The following is an 18,409-nucleotide window of genomic DNA, read 5'->3' as shown; positions in this document are numbered from 1 at the left end:
AAAAGTAGCTAAGCTGCGAGTCTATTGTTGATTGGTTTACTGCCTAAAGTCCACATCTGCCATTGCCGCAAAATATGCAAACATAGTATACACCGCAGTATTTTGCTTGAGATCGTCTGGATTTACCTTATCTAATGTGTCATTTTCCGTATGGTGGTAGTCGAAGTACTGTGTTCCATCAGGAGAGAAACTTACACTTGGCATGCCTTTATCTGATAATGCGCCCATGTCAGACTGCGCTCTGGCATTATTTTCTGGAGCAAGTGCCACACCTAAAGGAGCAATATATTGTGCAAATTCTCTCATCGCGTTTAGAGATTGCGCTCCCACACCTGACTTCATTTTGTAGATACGACCTAAGCCAAAATCCCACTCAGCTCCAATCACATGATTACTCATGTTTTTATCATGCACTTTTACGTATTCTTTGGCACCTAATAAACCAACTTCCTCAGCTGCAAATAAAATTACTCGAATCGTACGTTTCGGCGCAGTTGGCAATTGGCCAATATGATGTGCTGCCGCCATAACCATTCCAATACCAAGGCCGTCGTCAAGTGCACCAGTACCAACATCCCAACTATCTAAGTGAGCACCAATTGCAACAATTTCCTCAGGCTTTTCACTCCCTGTGATTTCGCCAATTACGTTAGCGGACTTAATCACAACATCTTCTCTAATTTCAGATGTTAACTTTAAAAATACACTCACTGGCTTGCCACGCTTTAAGACATTAACCAATAAATCAGCATCTGGATTTGATAGCGCTGCTGCAGGGATTTTATTTATTCCTTCACTGTAGCGCATTACACCAGTATGTGCGGTGCGATTATCATCAGTTCCAACTGAGCGCATAATTAATGCAATAGCGCCTTTTTCTGCGGCAATCGAAGCGCCTTGTACTCGAGTTCCCACTGCTTTGCCATAACCATGACCATCAATATGTCGTTCCATACGATACGAAACAAAGGCAATTTTTCCCGTAATTGAGCCTGGTTTAGCGGCTTTTAAATCGGCTAGTGTATTAAAATGAGCAACATCTGCTTGAATGCCTTGTTCACCTGTACCTACACTCCCTCCTAAAGCAATTGCCACCATATCATGTGGATATGGTGCAATAATTTGTGCTTTGGCTTCGCCGCGTAGCCATTGTGTAGAGGTAACTTCTTCTGTCCACACTTTATCAAAGCCTAGCGCTTTCATTTTATCGACAGCCCATATAATTGACTTCTCATCGCCTGCAGTTCCCATCAAACGGTTACCCACTTCTGTCGTTAACGACTCAATAATTTGATAAGACAAGTCTGACTGCATACTTTGCTGCTTTAACTGCATTAGTACTTTCTGCTCGTCTTTAGTAAGCTCTTTTGCCACCACTATTGATGTTGCCAGTGACAAGCAAGCTAAAATACATGCGATAATTTTATTTTTCATTCAACCTCCCAAACAACAAACGGCTAAATTCTAAGAATTTAGCCGTTTGATTAATATTAAATTTAACCTAGCTCGAATTACATTTACTTGCAATCGCAATTAGGCAGCGTCACCAATTTTTTCGACGGAATGCTGTTGTATTCGTTTTAACTTACCTTGTTTTTTTTCTTTCCGACGATCACGTAGCGCTAACAATGTAGGTGTTAATACTAACGTTAAAACGGTTGCGAACGCTAAGCCACCGGCAATAGCCGTTGCCAGTTGTGCCCACCATTGTGTAGAAGGTGCACCAAATACAGCTGTACGATTGAAGAAATCTAAATTAACTTGAAGTACCATCGGCATTAGACCAAGAATCGTGGTGATGGTAGTTAGCATTACCGGCCGCAAACGTTGTGCTCCTGTACGCAATATTGCATCGGTTATCGGGAAGCCTTCTTTTCGTAACACATTATAGGTATCTATTAATACTATGTTGTTATTTACCACAATGCCAGCCAATGAAATGACACCAATTCCCCCCATCACAATCCCAAATGGTTTTTGGACAATGAGCAGTGCTAAGAATACACCTACGGTTGAAAAAACCACCGCGCTTAAAATTAAAAACGCTTGATAAAAACTATTAAATTGAGTGACCAAAATAATAGCCATAACAAATAGAGCAACACCAAAAGCATTCACAAGGAAGTCTTGTGATTCTTGCTGGTCTTCATTTTGACCTTTTATGGTGATATCAACTAATGGATCCAAACCTAGGGTTGGTAGCTGTTCTTTTAATTTTGGCAATTCCTGAATAAGTTGAGCGCCTGGTATTAGGTTCGCTTTAACAGTTACCACGCGCTTACCATCAACTCGACGTATAGTATCAACTTTAGGTGAAGCCTTACGCTCTACAAAGCTGCCCACTGGAACTAGCCCTTCAGCAGTCTTTACACGAATAGTATCTAAACGACCAATATTACGTTTTTCTTCAGGAAAGCGAACGCGAATATCAAGTTCGTCATCGACATCATCTGGACGATATTCACCTAATTTAAGGCCATTGGTTACCATCTGAACCGTAGAGCCTAAAAGTGCTGCATCGGCACCATAAGTTGCAGCTAACGATCGATCGATTTTAAGCTGCCATTCAATACCAGGTTTCGAACCTGTATCTTCAATATTGGTAAACTGGCCATTAGCCACTAACGCATTACGAATAATTTTGACATTTTCATCCAGCTTAGCGGGAAAACGAGAACTTAACTCTATAACCAAATCTTTGCCACTTTGCGGACCTGGGCTATTTTTTCGAGCTTCAATTTCAACACCTGCCAAGTCTGCAGTACGTTGTTCAATATCAGCAACAACGTCATCTGCTGGTCTGCGAAATTGCCAATTTTTAAAATTGACGCGGAAAGTTCCAACTAAATCACTGCCACCGGTGCGCGTGTATAAAGTTTCAATATCGTCGATATCTAAAATACGGTTTTCAATATCGCGCATAATGGTGTCTTTTTCATGAATCGATAAATCGCCATGAGAACGCACCATCATCGTTGCACTTGTTGGCTCTACATCAGGGAAGAATATGGCGCCTAGTCCCGATTTTCCATACGACCACATCACCAATATTGCTACAGCTATTGTGAACGCCAATACTTTCTTAGGATGACGAATCGCTTTCGACAAAACCGAGACATACTTACCAGTAAAGCCGTGTAGTTTAGTTAAATCACCATCTTCAGCTTCAATCATCTGTGCTTTTTCATCAGCACTAATTGTACGAGACTTACCAAATACAGCGCCTAAAGTTGGTACGAAAATTAATGCCATGGCCAAAGAGGCCGTTAGTACAGCAATTAAAGTGAATGGCAAGTACTTCATAAACTCACCCATCATACCCGGCCAGAACATTAGTGGTGCGAAAGCAGCCAAGGTTGTCGCTGTAGAAGCAATAATTGGCCATGCCATACGACGCGCAGCCATGCCATATGCTTTAACTCGTTCTACACCTTCACTCATCTGGCGGTCGGCGAATTCAGTGACCACAATGGCGCCGTCTACCAGCATACCTACGGCCATAATTAAACCAAATAACACCACAATATTGACGGTAAGGCCTGCGATGGCGATCACCAAGATACCGGTTAAAAATGCCCCAGGTATCGCAAAACCGACTAGCATTGCACTACGAGTACCTAGTGCAGCGATCACCACAATGACAACTAACAGTACTGCTGAAAAGACATTATTCTGTAAATCGTTTAAGGTATCTTTTACTTCAAGTGATTGATCACCTACGTAATTCACTAGTACCTGATTCGGCCACTTTTCTTTGGCCTCAGCCACTAAACCTTTAACCTTGTTTACGGTCTCAATTATGTTTTCACCAGAGCGTTTTTTTACTTCTAATGAAATTGAACGATCACCGTCAAGGCGAGCAAATGAATTAGGATCTTTGTACGAACGTCTTACCGTTGAAACATCTTGGAAAGTAATAACCCGATCGCCATTCACCTTGATAGGTAGCTCTAGCAAATCTTGAATTGTCTCGAAAACAGAGGGCACCTTAACCGCGAAGCGACCTTTACCAGTATCCATTGTTCCCGCTGGAACTAATCGGTTGTTACGCTCTACTAGATTATAAATGTCATTTTGATCTAAACCGTAACTTTCCATTAATAGTGGATCGACGATGATTTCCACCATATCTTCGCGATCACCGCCAATTTCTACTTCCAAGACTTCTTGCAAGCCTTCAATTTTGTCACGTAAGTCACGAGCAATAGTTACTAATCCTCGCTCAGTTACAGGGCCTGACAAAATAACCGTAACCGCTGGCTCTTGGTTAGCCATAGTCACTTCATGTACTTCCGGTTCTTCAGTTTCTGAAGGTAGCTTAGCTTTAGCTAGGGTTACTTTATCGCGCACATCGGCTAGCGCTTCTTTAGGATCTTGACCGGCTATAAACTCCAAAGTAATAGAGGCATGACCTTCACTAGCGTTTGCGCTCATCTCCTTTACGCCAGCAATAGACTTCAATTCTTTTTCCATCGGACGTACAAGCATTCGCTCAGCATCCTCCGGTGAAATTCCATCATGTACCATCGATACATATATAAACGGAATGGTTACGTCAGGATTTGACTCTTTGGCAATATTCGCATAGGTAATTGCCCCTGATATAAGCAAAAGAATAAATATCATGAGCACTGAGCGAGTGCGGGTTAATGCAGCATCAATCATAGATAACATGTGCTACTTACCTTATTTACTTTCTAGGTCAGGAAAAACAGCTTGCACGGTATCGCCATCACGAACGAAGCCCTGCCCTAAAGTAATAATATCAGCCTGTTGCCCTAAGCCTGTTAACCAAATACCATCACTTTCTGTTTTAACAATATCGATACCAGTAAAAACAACGGTGTTTTCATTAACCGTCTTCACACCAACGTTACCTACCTCATCTAATGCTAGTAATGCTGGCGATATTTTAATCGCATCTACTTGTGTCAAAGGAATATTAACTTCACCACTTAATCCTGCGAGCAATTGGAAGTCACTGTTGTCGATAGCGACTTCTATTTTAAAAGTATTCGTTGCATCATCTGCTACGCTAGCAATATAACGAATTTCACCTTGTGCCTGTTGGCTGTTTAATAGCTTGATATCAGCTTTTTGACCACGTTGAAGTTGATTAATTTGATTTTCAGTGACATGAGCACGCACGATTAAGGGGTTTAAATCAGCGATCATCGCCACTTTGTCACCGTTTTTAACGTAATCCCCTACTTCGATATATCGTGTATTCATTACACCATTAAATGGTGCTCGAATCACTGTATTAGCAATGTCGATTTCTAGGCGACTTATTTCTGCTTTTACCGACTCTAGATCAGCTTCGGCACGAGATAATTGAACCTTACCTTGATAACCATCTTGATTTAATTTTAGCGTGCCTTGATATTCCATTTCACGTTGAACTAACAACGCTTTGCTCTTTGCCAATTGCGCATTTAAATCATTTATTGCTATACGCGCAATCACATCACCTTTTTTAACTCGGGCACCACGCCTTGCAAGTACTTCAACTACTCTGCCAGGGATCTCAGCTTTAAGTGTTGTCGTTCTATCTGGTTCAGTTCGGCCATATAGCTCAACGCTATCAAAGACAGGCTGTGCATAAAGCGTTTCTACTTTTACTTTTGGCACTGGTACTTCATGGTGCTTTGATTCTGTTTCGGACGTTACTTCTTCTGCCTGCATCATGCCAGACATCATCCACAACACAAGTACACTAGCAATTACAGCTGCCAAAACATATGGACGTTCAGCTAACCATCGTCGGTTCAACATGTTTTATCTCTATGGTATAAAAAATCAAAAAGTATACTGAGTAGTTTACCTGACTCGATAGTCAGGATCAAAAATCAGGATGCTACAAAATGTTAATAACTAGCTAATAGCCTGTTATGTTAACGGTTTTTGAATCTAATTAGATCAAATAACTTGTTTAATTATGTAATCAAAAAAGCCTGCTTATTTCACAATAAGCAGGCTTTATATAGTCATTAATGTATTAGCTTACATTGAGAAAGAAGAACCACAGCCGCATGTTGTAGTCGCATTCGGGTTAGTCACTACAAAGCGACTACCTTCCAAGCCTTCAATATAGTCAACTTCACCGTCAACAAGATATTGCAAACTCATAGGGTCAACCACCATGGTAACGCCCTGTTTTTCAATTGTCATATCACCTTCATTGACTTTTTCATCAAAGGTAAAGCCATATTGAAATCCTGAACACCCACCGCCAGTGACATATACACGCAATTTTAATGCAGGATTCTCTTCTTCCGTTACTAACGCAAGCACTTTCGTCGCTGCCGCATCGGTGAATTGGATCGGTAAATCTGGGTTTGACATTATCAGTACATCTCAAGGCTAAATTTCTGGGTACGAATTATCTTAAACCTGACTGATTTAATCAAGTATTTGTCAGTAATTCTATCGACTTTATCTTTACTATTAAGGGCTAGTTAGTACCTTGTTCCATGCAAAGCTTTGATTTAATTCGTTGAATTTTTGCCACCTGCTCTTTGGCAATACCGCTTTTATTTCAAGTGACTCAGGCACAAAACCTTCAGGCAAGGTGAAATCACCGTCTATACGTTGAAAATATTTCAAACTAAAAGACAATTGTTCTTTAGTAAGCTGGCTGATTTTTGATAATTTTAATTTTTTAGGTTTATTATTTTGACTGCCAAGCACGGTTAAGTCGATATTACCTTTGGCAAAACGCTTCTTAAGCGTTTGCTGTACTAGCGTAACGCTAAAGCGATAATGATTTGGGCTTTCTGTTGCTTGTACATCCACAATATCAATTGTTAGGCCATCAGCTTGTTTTTCCGGTGCCATAATTTTTTGATAAAAGGCTAGCTCCTTTTTAACGTCAAAATGCACAGTCTCCATTTCTTTAATGGCATTACGAGCACGTTGATTTGCTAGCTTTTCAACTTCCAACTCGACTTCAAGTGTATGAACACGTTTTAAGCTATCATTTTGTAATTGATACAACTCGTCTAAGCGTTGCTTTTGTTGCGCTATTGTCTGGTTTTGATAGCCATGGAAATAATTTCCTATGCGATAACCAACAAACAGGCAAAGGGCCACTGTCGAAAATAGCAGTAATGCGGATTTAAACGCCCCAAGGCGTCTAACGACAACCGGCAGATTTATTTTTGCTAACCAATTCATTTATAAAGTATTATTAAAAGTAATTATTACAACTAAAAAACTACATCATTGATAAATAAAACGTTTATAAAAGACACTATTGCCAACATTGATATAGCAATACGCATTCGACTCGCCATGCCTCGCACTTCATGGCAACTATGCTTATTGGCAATTATTGGTGGTTTAATTTCTGCGTTTTTAATTGTTTTATTTATCGGTGCGATTAACACCATTCAGCGTCTACTACTTGTAGATCTCGACCACTATACCAGCTTAAGTGAATTAAGTCGTTTTCTATTACCCATTTTTGGCGCAATGATGTTACTAGTTATTGCATGGATCACCGGTTATAAATATGTGCGTACCGGGATTCCATTTGTGTTACATCGATTGAAAGTAGCGTATGGCGTTATTCCATTGCGTAATACTATTAATCAATTCTTTGGCGGTATCGTCGCATTAGCTAGTGGCTTCTCGGTTGGTAAAGAAGGACCAGCAGTACATTTAGGTGCAGCATGCAGTGGTTACTTAGGCAGTAAGCTAAATTTACCTTCAAATGCGACCAGAACACTATCGGCTTGCGGCGTAGCAGCAGGTATCGCTGCCTGTTTTAATACTCCTATTGCCGCAGTAATCTTTGTGATGGAAGTAATATTGCGCGAATATAAAGTTCATATGTTTATCCCTATCATGCTGGCAGCAATCGTTGGTTCAATGGTTACTAGCACTGTATTTGGTCCAGCACATGAATTTGAATTTTTCAGTAACATTGCCTTAGATTACGAACACTACCCTTGGGTAGTTGTACTCGGCGCTACTTTAGGAGCTCTTGCCTCTATCTTTAATCGTTACTTGGTCGAGTTACTTAGAAAAGTCCAACACATTCATATAGTAAAGCGATTCCTAATCGCAGGTTTAATTACAGGTATTATTGGCTTTGCTATACCTCATGCTATGGGCACAGATCTGAGCGCTATTAATTATATTATGGGCAACGACTCACATGTGCTTATGCTTGTTGCGTTATTAATTGCCAAATGTGCATTAACCATAACGGCTATCGGGTTGGGTATCCCTGGCGGTATTATTGGCCCTATTTTGGGTATTGGCGCAGTTGCAGGAGCAGTTACCGCAGGCGTGATGGGAGTTGATGGTTTAAACAATCAAATGACCAGTGACTTTGCGTTAATGGGGATGGCCGGTTTTATGGCAGCGACTCTTAATGCACCACTTGCCGCACTACTTGCAGTCGTTGAGCTATCCAATCAACTAGACATTATTGTACCTGCGATGCTAGTAATTTCGGCCTCTTGCTTATGCTCAGGTCAATTTTTTAGAAATCGCTCTATCTTTATTATGCAATTAAATATGCAAAAGCTTGCCTATCGGAAACCGCCATTGGAAGACTCGCTTCACCGTATTGGTGTACTCGGTGCGATGAAAACAAATATTAGCGTTTTTGACGCCCAGCTCGCCGATAAAGCAATCGAAACTATGATAGAGCAAGATGACTTTCTTATTATGTATAAAGACGGTGAATATTATTGGAATGAAATAACAGGTAATCAGCATCAAACTAAGCGCTTTAGGCAGCACAAGTTAACCGCAATCTCCAGTAAAGATACCTTGGCAGAAGCATATTGGGCAGTAAATGAGCAACGATGCGGTGCAGTCTATATTTACGACAAATTGCCTGATAATATCGTCGGCATAATCACCTTTGAACAAATTCGCAGTTACTTGCTGGAAGGAAAAATTAGTTAATGATGACAATATTATGGCTTAAAGCATTTCACGTCATATTTATGGTAGCTTGGTTTGCTGGCATATTTTATTTACCTAGACTTTTTGTCAATCACGCCGAAACCGATAGCCCTGAAGTTATTGAGCGATTGAAAGGTATGGAAAGACGCTTACTTTATTTTGTCACACCGTTTGCTTTTCTAACGCTTGGTTTTGGTATCGCTATTATTATGAATTACGGTAGTGAATGGTTTGCTGCCGCAAAGTGGCTTCATTACAAATTAGTGTTAGTAATTATCTTATTTGCTTACCACATATATTGCTTCAAATTACTTAAAATATTTAAGCAAGATCGTAATACCCGCTCAACGAAATTTTATCGAATTTTTAATGAAATCCCAGTTCTCATTTTATTTGCTGTTGTGATTCTAGCGTACATTAAACCAATGTAAGTGTTTTAGTGAGTTATATAAGGTTGAATTTTTTCTATTGATGCTAATGCTCGCTCACTAAGTAACGGGTTAGTTAATTCAAACACTATGCGTTCATCAATTTTTGCCCGTTCAAGGACGTTTTTGGTGATCGGATGGTGTTGAAAAAGCTTTTCAAAGTCACCCTGCTCAAACGCTCGTTGAAGCCCTAACGATAACCTATCTCTTAATAGATGATTTTCTTTATTCACAAAAAAGAACATTGGCGCTGGATAACGTAGCATTATGTGTTTCTCTACAGAAAATTGATCACGCTCCGCTATTTCTACCCAAGGTTCATGAAGTGCTCGTGGAAAATAATCTAATCGCCCTTTTTCCAACATATTTAATAAACCCGAAGCAGGACTTCTCATTAGATTGTAGCCATTTGCTTGAAGTATGTCGGCATCCGGCCAATCACTCCCTTGTCCGGCAATTAATATTTTTAGCTGCTCTTCCACTGAAATTTGACTAAACTGTTCCTGCTTATCTTTGCCAATAATAAATACCCGATACCCCATCAACCCTTTCAGCAATGGCCAATAAATAGCAGACAAACTTTGCTCTAGCTCTTGAGATGTCATTCGCCAGGTCACATCAATTAAATCACTTTTCTCTACCATAATAGCTGTACGACCTTGCGGCATTTCTATAACAACAGGTTCAAGCTTATATGCACCAAACTCCTCAACCGTATTTTTTAAGGCAAGTTCAAGTAAATCAATATAGTACGACTGCTTACTGTCAGTAAACTTCAAGGAGATATTATACCGCACCACTTGCTGGCCTAGCGCCAACTGGCAGAAGCAACCAAATACTAAGAGCAAAATAAGCTTACGTATAATCAGCATTTTGCAACCAAAAATGAAAACCTTGATCTCAGTATAGCTAATGGATGAAACACATTCATTTGTTTAGGCAAATATGCTATATTCGCGCGATTATTTTCAAGGTAAACACGCCTTATATCGCTAGGTATGTAATATGATGAAATTCCAAGGTAGTCACATCCTTTCTGTTTCGCAATTTGATCGCGATGCTATAGCAAGAATTCTTGACGTTTCGGCGCAAATGGCTCCTTACGCTTCTCGACTAAAAAGATGTCATGTCTTAGACGGAGCGATTCTTAATAACCTATTTTTCGAACCTAGTACTCGCACTCGAGTAAGCTTCGGCACCGCATTTAACTTGCTTGGTGGTTTTGTAAGAGAAACCGTTGGAGAAGAAAATTCTTCATTAAGTAAAGGCGAGTCATTATACGATACCGCTCAAGTTATTAGCGGTTATTCTGATGTTATTGCAATGCGCCACCCTAAAATGCATTCAGTTTCAGAATTTGCAGAAGGTTCTAGCGTACCAGTAATAAATGGCGGCGATGGTGCAAATGAACATCCAACGCAAGCGTTACTGGATTTATTTACCATACAATCTGAAATGCTTCGTTTTGGTAAAAGCCTCGATAAGCTAAATATTGTGTTAATGGGCGATTTAAAGCATGGCCGTACTGTGCATTCACTATCTAAATTGTTAAGCCTTTATAACAATATTAAAGTCACCATGGTTTCACCAAAGGCGTTGCAAATGCCAGACGGTGTAATATCGACGTTAGTTGACGCTGGTCATGAGGTAGTAGTTACTGATCAGATTGCCGGCAACCTTGCTTGTGATGTGATTTATCAAACTCGTATTCAGCAAGAACGGTTCGCGAGTAAAGACGAAGCAGATTTATATCGCGGTCACTTTAGTTTAAACAAACAGATTTACCAGCAATACTGTAAAGATCACACTGTGATAATGCATCCATTGCCACGAGATTCTCGCCCTGAAGCAAATGAGCTAGATACTGACCTCAATGAGTTAGCTAATTTAGCGATTTTCCGCCAAGCACAAAATGGCGTGCTAGTGCGCATGGCATTATTTGCTTTAACGCTGGGTGTAGATAATAAATTAACCGATTATGAGAAGCCAGTGACCTGGTTTACTAATAAAAATTAAATAGGAAAATATATGCAAAAGTCTGAGCAACTATTTGAACAAGCAAAAACCATTATACCAGGCGGTGTAAATTCTCCAGTTAGAGCATTTAACGGTGTTGGTGGCACACCATGCTTTATCGAAAAAGCAGATGGCGCCTATATTTTTGATGCTGACAACAAACAATACATTGATTATGTTGGTTCTTGGGGCCCTATGATTTTAGGTCACAATCACCCTGTAATTCGCAACGCTGTACTTAAAGCGGTTGAGAATGGTTTAAGCTTTGGTGCGCCAACTGCCCTTGAAATAGAAATGGCGGAAAAGGTACGTGAAGTCGTGCCTTCTATGGAAAGCCTACGTATGGTGAGCTCTGGTACTGAAGCTACGATGAGTGCGATTCGTCTAGCCCGAGGTTATACCGGTCGAGATAAAATATTAAAATTTGAAGGCTGTTACCATGGCCATGCTGACTCATTATTAGTTAAAGCAGGGTCTGGCGCATTAACAATGGGCGTACCAAATTCGCCTGGTATCCCAGAAGACTTCGCTAAGCACACACTAACGTTAAGCTTCAACAATATTGACGAAGTGAAACAAGTATTTGCAGATATTGGTGACCAAATCGCCTGTATTATTGTTGAGCCTGTAGCCGGTAACATGAATTGCATTCCTCCGGTTGAAGGCTTTTTAGAAGGACTTCGCGAAGTATGTGACGAACATGGCAGTGTACTAATTTTCGATGAAGTTATGACTGGTTTTCGTGTGGCACTAGGTGGTGCCCAAGCTCACTACGGTATTACACCTGATTTAACTACATTAGGAAAAGTCATTGGCGGCGGTATGCCTGTAGGCGCTTTCGGGGGTAAAAAAGCGATTATGGACTACATCGCACCAGTAGGCCCTGTTTATCAAGCAGGTACATTATCTGGTAACCCTATTGCCATGGCGGCAGGTTTAGCGTCACTCAATGAGCTATGCCAAGGCGAAAAGCATCAACAATTAGCTGCTAACACTGAAAAAGTAGCAAAGGGCTTTAAAGCGGCAGCTGATAAGCACGGCGTAGATTTATCCATTAATTATGTTGGTGCAATGTTTGGCTTTTTCTTCACTAAAGAAGAAAAGATCACCAGTTATGCGCAAGCTACTGCATGTGACGGTGAAAAGTTTAAGAAATTCTTCCACTTGATGTTAGATGAAGGTGTTTACTTAGCACCATCTGCATTTGAAGCAAGTTTTCTCTCAACAGCACATGCTGATGAAGACATTGAAAAAACATTAGCAGCAGCAGAGCGCAGTTTTGCCAAGCTATAAACGCTAATCCTTGAATTAGAAAAGCAAAATATATAAAAGCGGTTAATGAAAGTTAGCCGCTTTTTATTTTCCTATTTATTGATGTTCCATTGCTTTCTTCACCCGTTCATGGATTTGAGGGTGGGTACTAAAGTATTTTTCCAATTTAGAAAATTCACCATGGTCTTGGCTCAACGCCGATAAAGCATCTCCTAGCGCCTTAGGCGAAATACCTAATCGTTTTAAGTGGGCGATGGCAAAATCGTCAGCTTCTCTTTCTAAGTCTTGTGAAAATTGATTTTGAATAACGGTTAACGCAGTACCAGAAAAAACTTCAGCTACTCCTTCTAAATCACCGAAAAAGTATGTCATTAGTAAAGCAGTACCCGCTGATTCTGCCACCATTTGCATACCATGGCGATGAACTACATGACCAATTTCATGAAGTAAAACAGCCGTTAACGCATCAGGTTGCTCACCTAGTAATGCGATTAAGTCATCCGTCGCAACTATATTTCCGCCTGGTAGAGCAAAAGCATTGGCACCATAAAGCTCGCTCGCGCGAAAATTTAATGTCATATCTGATAACTGAAGATCAAGCTGTTCAATTACCTGTTGCCATTGCTTATCTATCGCTTCTTGTTGCTCTTCACTTAACTTAGAAGTATCTAAGGACGTTTTATCTAAAATGGTCAGAACTTGTTTATCTACCTGCATAAGTGCAGTATTTGGCACTAGAGGTGTTACCAGCTTGGCTGAACCGGGAATTACCACTTGTATTAAAAAGTACATTAATAAAGGAACAAGAAGAGTGGCTAAAAGCCACATGCCCTTATGTTGTTCAATGACAGAAATGGTACTTTGGTAACCTGAGTGGTTAAGATCTGAAGCTATAGGGTACTCCGCACTAACTACCAACTTCTCGCCGCTAGAAAATTGTATTTCGTATGGTAACTTCCCAAGTGGTGGCGTTACTTTGATTTCTCCAATTTTGGCGCTCAATAACGCTTGGTTAGACTCATCAAGCACAGTAACATCGCGCTCAGAAATCAATAGATTTACAGTGCTAGCTTGACTAGAGCCAGCACCGTATAATGTTGCAGGGTAAATATTTTGCATTTAAGGCCTTAGGCTTAAGTTAATGCGATATCAACATCAAAAGCATTAGCAACTTCATCACCAATTGCTGATTCGCCTTCACCAATATTATCTATTACTTGCTCTTTGTCAGGTGATGCAAACACTTGAGTATTATTTACCACATACCTAGCTTTTCGAATTCTGGTCCATGGATATGCTAAACCAAAAGTACAGATTAATGCAGCTAAGTTCGTCACATTAAGTATTGCAAGGCTTGTAAATTCAAAACTAGAACCAAATTTAGCAACTTTAGTTAACTCTGTGTTTTCAAAGATGTGGTTACGAATCATTGATTGGTAGAGCGCGCCAACAAAAGAGAAAGCAACCAAATATACCGCCATAATCCCTAACATTGAAAAGGTAAACTCTGGCGCTACATTAGCCTCTTCACCGGTAGCCAGAAGGTTTACACCTAACATGCCTGTAACTAATGCTACAAGTACTAACGCGATAATGCCAAGCAGTACAGTAGCAATAGCTGCGCCGTAATATTTGCCAGTAGATAATGAAGGTTCGAACGTTTTATTGCCGTATTGCGTATTAGAAACTAAGAAATTATCGATACGTTTCAGCGTCCATGGCATTAGTAAGTAAAGTGTAAAAACACTAACTATTGGTAAAATAAATAGGTTAAGCAGTGCCTGACCATATCGACCAGTAAAGTTAAAGCGCACATTGCGATAACTGCTCATACGCAAATTAAAGCGCAAGCTCGAACAAATCAAGAATGGGAATAGAAATATCATCGCTATCGAAAGTATCACACCAGCTACTGGGAACATGCTAGTAACAAGATAATAGGCGCCAAACAGCACTACTGCGATAATTCGACCTTTAAGTATTTGTAATGGTGTTGCCAAATAACTAAAACGATGGCCATCTAGTTCAGTATTTCCATAGAAATATCGATTAGTTCTTACTTTTGCCCAAGCAGAATATATACCTAGAGTTAGAATACTAAGTAATACGTTAACAATCCAAATGCCGAAAAACTCTCCTGTTCGGCCATGAAACTTAAAGCCGACTTGTTGAGGCGCCACTTGAGTAGCTGAGTTTTGATTGGATAATGGTTCCATATAAAGTTCCTTTTTTATTACTACATCATTAGCACAAAAGCCTATCAAGTTATGATATATTGGCGCTCCATGCCTTTGTTTCAATTAGATTATTTATTTCAACCTAGGTTTTAGGTTAACTAAGTAGCCACTAAATAACAACTTAATCTCCACCAAAGAGTTTTTCTAGCCACGAACGCTCCTCTTTAACGGCCGCCATACAATTTGAATATAAAAGCTCTGTCGTTATCGCGGGGTATTTATCTATCTGCTGGCACTTTTCTTTGACTGCATTGCCAGTTGACCGTTCAAAATCAGTCATTGCAATATAATCAGGCGCTTGCCAATTAAGATTCTTAGTACCAGCTAACTTCATATAGTCGGCAAACAGCACTAATGCACCGCTACTGCCAGTTAACTTAGTCGGCTTATTATCATCATGACCAATCCATGTTGTCATAAGATGTTGCTGATCATAACCAATAAACCAACTGTCTCGTTGATCGTTAGTAGTGCCTGTTTTACCTGCTACTTGCTTGCCTTTCAGTCGCCAAGAAAGCGACTTTGCCGTGCCGCTTTTTGTAACACCTTGCAAAGCATAATTAAGTAAATAGGCGCCCTGTGCCGAGATTCGTTGCTCAATTCTCGGCTGATATTGCCATAAGGTTTCTTCTAAATGAGAAACAATATGGGTAATTGCATGCACCTGTTCATAATACCCCTGGTTAGCAATAGGTATGTACATTTGAGTGACGTCAAATGGCGACATATTAACGGCACCGAGTAGCATTGAAGGCCTAAGCGTTATAGATTCCTGATAACCGAGCATTTCTATTGATTGACCAATAGTATCCAACCCTAACATCATGCCTAAGTTAATCGTTGGTATATTAAGTGATTGAGTTAAACCATCGATTAGGGGTACTTGACCTCGAAACTTACCATCATAATTTTTAGGCTGCCATTGTTTCCCTTGATCAGAGCCCATGGTGATCGGCTTGTCTTCAATTAGCGTTGCGAAACTAAACTGTTGATATTGTTCTAAAGCAGGGAGATAAATTGCTGGTTTAATTAATGACCCGATTGGCCTTTTAGCATCTAATGCGCGATTAAAACCATTATTTGTCGGATTTCTATCACCAATAATTGCCCTTATTTCACCTGTTGCTTTATCTGTGACTATAGCCGCAGCTTGCAAACCCTGCTGTTGATATTTGCTCTCAAGGCTGGTCAACGTTTTCGCAGTAACCTGTTCAAGCATCAATTGGGCCTTCATCGAGAAGCCAGTAAAAACCTTGATACCTGCACTTTGTTCATAGCCAGACAACAATGCAGGTAGTTCACGTTTTACCTGCTGCATATAGTTGTAAAAATGTTGTTTTTTAAGACGGCGGGAATCTCGAATTGCTAAATCAGACTCAACGGAAGATTCAAAGGTGCCAACATCAATTAGATGATGTTCAAACATTAATCTTAGCACTAAGTCTCTTCGTTTTTTTGCTCGCTCAGGTTTTCGCCACGGATCGTAGTAACTAGGTCCTTTAATAACACCGATTAACAATGCCATTTGAGCCGCTGACAGTTGATTAATATCACGGCCAAAATAAAACTCTGACGCCAAACCCATGCCATATATACCATTCGCGTAATGCTGTCCTAAATAGACTTCATTAATATAAGCTTCCAAAAGCTGATCTTTGCTGTATCGATACTCCAATAGCAGCGCCATTATAGCTTCATTAACTTTGCGAATAAGGGTCTTTTCTCTGGTTAAATACATATTTTTAACCAGTTGTTGAGTCAACGTACTACCACCTTGTACCGTGCGGCCAGCGACAAGGTTTTGATATAGCGCTCTTAAAATGCCAAGTGGTGAAACACCTTTATGGAAGTAAAAGTCTCTATCTTCCACTAGTAATAAGGTATCCAATAAAGATTCAGGTACTGACTCCAAGCCAACCAACACACGGTCTTCTTTGCTTTCAGGTACAATTCTGGCTATCAATTGTGGTTCAATGAGTACATGCTTGACCGGTCGATTATCTTGATGAAGTTTGGAGACAATAGCATTTGAAACATCTATGGTTAATTTTGCTCGTTCAAACTCTTGGTCTGTACTGTCAAATGCAGCTCGAAAAATAATGAGCCGTGTTGACGATAAAGCAAACTGGTTTGATCGCCACACTTTCGTCACTTTTTGATAGCCTGAACGCTCTAACATTTGCGCAAGTATAGGTAATGATAAAGCGTCGCCGATGGAGATACGCTCCACTTTACTAAATACTTGAACAGGTATTTGCCAACGCTCACCTTCAAACTTATCTCGAACTTTTGCGTCTAAATAAATGACATAAATCACTAAAAAGCAAAGTGTTAGCAATACCAATTTTAACGAAGTAATGAATAACCAGCGTAAGAAAGGCGGCTTAACTTTTTTTGCTGAATTAGGTGATTGTTGTAGCTTCTGTCGTGTCATTATTTGCTATGACTTAGGTTCACTATTTGAAAATTTTTCTTTTAATCGCTGACGATAGTTAGCTTTAGCTAGTTTCTGCATATCTTCAACTTGATCGCTTTCATCAACAATTTCCCTCCCTAGCAAAGTCTCTACGCAATCTTCCAACGTAACAATGCCGGCCGTTTGTCCAAAGTGATCTTCTACTAAAAAAATATGCTCATGGCGTTTAATAAATACATCCAATAAATTGAGTACGGGGAAACTTTCTGAAATTCGATAAAGAGGCATAGCGACTTCGCTTATGGCAACATCACCTTTGCCTTGGCGTTCACTCTCATATAAATGTGCTTTTAGTACAACACCTGTAATATTGTCGATTGATTCATTATATACTGGCATACGCGTAAATGTTGTCGTTTGCTCAGCGCTCAATGCTTCACTTACCGTCATCTCCTCAGAAAGCGCGTGAACAACACTTCGCGGTGTAAGAATATCTTCTGTTTTCGCCTCTCTCAGCTGCAAAATATTTTCCACCAACTGATTTTCTTGCCCAACAATAGCACCGTCTTTATGGCTCAATGCCGCCAAAGCTAGTACTTCCTCTCGGCTAATAACTTCGTTCTTTCCTTGGCTAAATAATCGAGTGAGTTGTGATGACAACCAAACTAACGGATACACTAATTTAACTAAGAAGTTAATAATGTATGCCGATGGAATAGCAAAGGTACGCCAGAAAGTGGCACCTAGTGTTTTAGGAATTATTTCAGAAAAATATAAAATCGCTAATGTAAGCAAGAAAGCAATTAAGGTTTCTTTTTGTTCACCAAATACTCTTATAGCTTGAGCACCAACACCTGCAGCCCCCATTGTATGCGCAAAAGTATTGAGAATGAGTATGCTCGAGATAGACTGATCTAAATTGTCTTTCACTTTCGCTAAGACCTTGCCGCCTATAGGTTTATCTTTTTGGGCTTGTACTACAAAACTTGGCGTCACAGATAAAAGAACAGCCTCTAAAATAGAACAAAGAAATGAAACGCCTATTGCTATGGCTAAGTAGATTAAAAGTAAAGTCATTAATCCAATAAATAAGTTAACTAGTTAGTATTACAATATAC

Annotated in this window: 14 protein-coding genes; 4 read left to right on the top strand and 10 right to left on the bottom strand. The window is 40.0% G+C overall.

All coding sequences use genetic code 11. The features are described from left to right. Positions 1-36: 36 nt before the first annotated feature. The 5 genes from HII17_RS10030 to HII17_RS10010 form a co-directional block, all read right to left on the bottom strand. Entirely contained in the window at positions 37-1,434 is a 1,398-nt protein-coding gene (locus HII17_RS10030) for a M20/M25/M40 family metallo-hydrolase (protein ID WP_169075234.1), read from the bottom strand. Positions 1,435-1,533: 99 nt separating this feature from the next. Further along, positions 1,534-4,674 (bottom strand): efflux RND transporter permease subunit, encoded by a 3,141-nt coding sequence (locus tag HII17_RS10025; RefSeq protein ID WP_169075233.1) that lies wholly within the window; start codon positions 4,672-4,674, stop codon positions 1,534-1,536. 12 nt (positions 4,675-4,686) lie between these two features. Further along, positions 4,687-5,775: an efflux RND transporter periplasmic adaptor subunit gene (locus HII17_RS10020; RefSeq protein ID WP_169075232.1), complete on the bottom strand. Its 1,089-nt coding sequence runs from the start codon at positions 5,773-5,775 to the stop codon at positions 4,687-4,689. Positions 5,776-6,003: 228 nt separating this feature from the next. Continuing rightward, positions 6,004-6,345: an iron-sulfur cluster insertion protein ErpA gene (erpA, locus tag HII17_RS10015; RefSeq protein WP_169075231.1), complete on the bottom strand. Its 342-nt coding sequence runs from the start codon at positions 6,343-6,345 to the stop codon at positions 6,004-6,006. Between the two features lie 102 nt (positions 6,346-6,447). After that, complete coding sequence (locus tag HII17_RS10010; protein ID WP_169075230.1) at positions 6,448-7,176, bottom strand: DUF6776 family protein; 729 nt, start codon at positions 7,174-7,176, stop codon at positions 6,448-6,450. Positions 7,177-7,224: 48 nt separating this feature from the next. Between HII17_RS10010 and HII17_RS10005 the strand changes: the two genes are divergently transcribed. Both HII17_RS10005 and HII17_RS10000 read left to right on the top strand, forming a co-directional pair. After that, positions 7,225-8,922, top strand: a complete 1,698-nt coding sequence (locus HII17_RS10005; protein WP_235938707.1) for a chloride channel protein — start codon at positions 7,225-7,227, stop codon at positions 8,920-8,922. After that, complete coding sequence (locus HII17_RS10000) at positions 8,922-9,353, top strand: CopD family protein (protein WP_169075229.1); 432 nt, start codon at positions 8,922-8,924, stop codon at positions 9,351-9,353. Before HII17_RS10005 ends, HII17_RS10000 begins: the two co-directional genes overlap by 1 nt. Positions 9,354-9,358: 5 nt before the next feature. On the opposite strand, the gene HII17_RS09995 is transcribed toward HII17_RS10000, so the two are convergent. Beyond that, the gene (locus HII17_RS09995) at positions 9,359-10,222 is read right to left on the bottom strand and encodes a hypothetical protein (RefSeq protein WP_169075228.1); all 864 of its coding nucleotides are present in this window, start codon (positions 10,220-10,222) and stop codon (positions 9,359-9,361) included. A gap of 136 nt (positions 10,223-10,358) precedes the next feature. Here HII17_RS09995 and HII17_RS09990 point away from each other — a divergent pair, with 136 nt between their 5' ends. Next, positions 10,359-11,366: an aspartate carbamoyltransferase gene (locus HII17_RS09990; RefSeq protein ID WP_169075597.1), complete on the top strand. Its 1,008-nt coding sequence runs from the start codon at positions 10,359-10,361 to the stop codon at positions 11,364-11,366. Positions 11,367-11,378: 12 nt separating this feature from the next. Then, positions 11,379-12,659, top strand: coding sequence for a glutamate-1-semialdehyde 2,1-aminomutase (gene hemL / locus HII17_RS09985; RefSeq protein ID WP_169075227.1), 1,281 nt, complete (start codon positions 11,379-11,381; stop codon positions 12,657-12,659). A 75-nt stretch (positions 12,660-12,734) separates the two neighbouring features. Here hemL and HII17_RS09980 read toward each other — a convergent pair whose 3' ends face one another. The 4 genes from HII17_RS09980 to HII17_RS09965 form a co-directional block, all read right to left on the bottom strand. After that, positions 12,735-13,757 carry a M48 family metallopeptidase gene (locus tag HII17_RS09980; RefSeq protein ID WP_169075226.1) on the bottom strand — a complete coding sequence of 341 codons (1,023 nt, stop codon included), beginning with the start codon at positions 13,755-13,757 and terminating at the stop codon, positions 12,735-12,737. Positions 13,758-13,771: 14 nt separating this feature from the next. Next, positions 13,772-14,854 (bottom strand): YjgN family protein, encoded by a 1,083-nt coding sequence (locus HII17_RS09975; RefSeq protein ID WP_169075225.1) that lies wholly within the window; start codon positions 14,852-14,854, stop codon positions 13,772-13,774. Between the two features lie 142 nt (positions 14,855-14,996). Next, positions 14,997-17,309: a penicillin-binding protein 1B gene (gene mrcB / locus HII17_RS09970; RefSeq protein ID WP_169075224.1), complete on the bottom strand. Its 2,313-nt coding sequence runs from the start codon at positions 17,307-17,309 to the stop codon at positions 14,997-14,999. Between the two features lie 6 nt (positions 17,310-17,315). Further along, positions 17,316-18,368 (bottom strand): CNNM domain-containing protein, encoded by a 1,053-nt coding sequence (locus tag HII17_RS09965; RefSeq protein WP_169075223.1) that lies wholly within the window; start codon positions 18,366-18,368, stop codon positions 17,316-17,318. Positions 18,369-18,409 lie beyond the last annotated feature (41 nt).

Origin of the sequence: Thalassotalea algicola (assembly GCF_012932965.1) — a bacterium.
GTDB classification, from domain to species: domain Bacteria; phylum Pseudomonadota; class Gammaproteobacteria; order Enterobacterales; family Alteromonadaceae; genus Thalassotalea_F; species Thalassotalea_F algicola.
The sequence above is the reverse complement of the archived record's forward strand: the minus strand, read 5'-3'. Positions and strand labels throughout refer to the sequence as shown.

Bases quoted from the DNA above. Each gene is read 5' to 3' on its own strand.
- HII17_RS10030 (WP_169075234.1), bottom strand. From the start codon at position 1,434: ATGAAAAATAAAATTATCGCATGTATTTTAGCTTGCTTGTCACTGGCA.
- HII17_RS10025 (WP_169075233.1), bottom strand. From the start codon at position 4,674: ATGTTATCTATGATTGATGCTGCATTAACCCGCACTCGCTCAGTGCTC.
- HII17_RS10020 (WP_169075232.1), bottom strand. From the start codon at position 5,775: ATGTTGAACCGACGATGGTTAGCTGAACGTCCATATGTTTTGGCAGCT.
- erpA (WP_169075231.1), bottom strand. From the start codon at position 6,345: ATGTCAAACCCAGATTTACCGATCCAATTCACCGATGCGGCAGCGACG.
- HII17_RS10010 (WP_169075230.1), bottom strand. From the start codon at position 7,176: ATGAATTGGTTAGCAAAAATAAATCTGCCGGTTGTCGTTAGACGCCTT.
- HII17_RS10000 (WP_169075229.1), top strand. From the start codon at position 8,922: ATGATGACAATATTATGGCTTAAAGCATTTCACGTCATATTTATGGTA.
- HII17_RS09995 (WP_169075228.1), bottom strand. From the start codon at position 10,222: ATGCTGATTATACGTAAGCTTATTTTGCTCTTAGTATTTGGTTGCTTC.
- HII17_RS09990 (WP_169075597.1), top strand. From the start codon at position 10,359: ATGAAATTCCAAGGTAGTCACATCCTTTCTGTTTCGCAATTTGATCGC.
- hemL (WP_169075227.1), top strand. From the start codon at position 11,379: ATGCAAAAGTCTGAGCAACTATTTGAACAAGCAAAAACCATTATACCA.
- HII17_RS09980 (WP_169075226.1), bottom strand. From the start codon at position 13,757: ATGCAAAATATTTACCCTGCAACATTATACGGTGCTGGCTCTAGTCAA.
- HII17_RS09975 (WP_169075225.1), bottom strand. From the start codon at position 14,854: ATGGAACCATTATCCAATCAAAACTCAGCTACTCAAGTGGCGCCTCAA.
- mrcB (WP_169075224.1), bottom strand. From the start codon at position 17,309: ATGACACGACAGAAGCTACAACAATCACCTAATTCAGCAAAAAAAGTT.
- HII17_RS09965 (WP_169075223.1), bottom strand. From the start codon at position 18,368: ATGACTTTACTTTTAATCTACTTAGCCATAGCAATAGGCGTTTCATTT.